1 protein-coding gene is annotated in these 1040 nt (G+C 34.3%); it reads left to right on the top strand.

Going from position 1 to position 1040, the window contains the following annotated elements:
* Window positions 1-128: 128 nt before the first annotated feature.
* Window positions 129-1025: an IS982 family transposase gene (locus G3O08_RS20730; protein ID WP_163287354.1), complete on the top strand. Its 897-nt coding sequence runs from the start codon at window positions 129-131 to the stop codon at window positions 1023-1025.
* Window positions 1026-1040: the final 15 nt, after the last annotated feature.

Consider the following 1040-nt stretch of genomic DNA (forward strand, 5'->3'; position numbering starts at 1 on the left):
ACCTGAGTTCGATTATTAACAACTTGACTGTCAATAACTAACGAAAAATAGTTCTAAAAATAGAAAGGTAAAATACAGTGTTTTTGTATATTTAGATCGTTGAAAAATAAACACTTAACAAAAACAACATGTATTTTACCGAAGATAAAGTTACCGAAATTTTTTACTTGACTGACGAATTTTGCAATGAATTTGAAGTGGTTCTTAAAAAAGGATTGATTGGGAATGAACCGAAGAGAAAACCACGAATGAGTCAAAGTGAAGTGATGACGATTCTTGTAATTTTCCATGGAATGAACTTCAGAAATCTCAAGCATTTCTACCAACAATATGTGCAAAAACAACTCAAACATCTATTTCCGAAAACAGTCTCTTACAACCGTTTTGTAGAGCTTGCACAGTCCGCAAGTCTTCCGCTAGCTATCTTTTTAAAAACGTGCTGCCTGGGTGAATCAACGGGGATTTCATTTGTTGATTCTACACCAGTACGCGTCTGTAAGAACAAGCGGATAAAACGAAATAAGGTTTTTAAAGATATTGCTACTACTGGTAAATCTACCATGGGTTGGTTTCATGGATTTAAACTCCATTTGGTTGTAAATGACAGGGGTGAGATACTGAGTTTCGTAATAACACCAGCCAATGTAGATGACAGAGATCCGCTAAAGCACGGAAATTTTTTAGCCAATATAAAAGGAAAACTCTATGGCGATAAAGGATATGTATCAAGTCAATTGGCTAACATACTCTTCGTTGATGGCCTTCACTTAATAACCGGAATACGAAACAATATGAAAAATGTACTTATGGAAATGAAGGACAAAATATTGTTACGAAAAAGGTCTGTCATTGAAACCATTAATGACGAATTGAAAAACATTTGTCAAATAGAACATTCTAGACATCGCTCGTTTGGTAATTTTATTTCAAATCTACTCTCTGGCTTAATAGCATACTCGTTTTTTCAAAAGAAACCAGCTATAAAATATGAAGCCGATTTTAACACGCTGCCACAACTATTTTAGAATCGAACTCAGGTT

It is taken from the genome of Cryomorpha ignava, assembly GCF_010686655.1.
In the GTDB taxonomy this organism is placed as follows: Bacteria; Bacteroidota; Bacteroidia; order Flavobacteriales_D; family Cryomorphaceae; genus Cryomorpha; species Cryomorpha ignava.

What these genes read in the sequence shown, in the direction of transcription:
- G3O08_RS20730 (WP_163287354.1), top strand. Translation starts at nt 129, where the DNA reads ATGTATTTTACCGAAGATAAAGTTACCGAAATTTTTTACTTGACTGAC.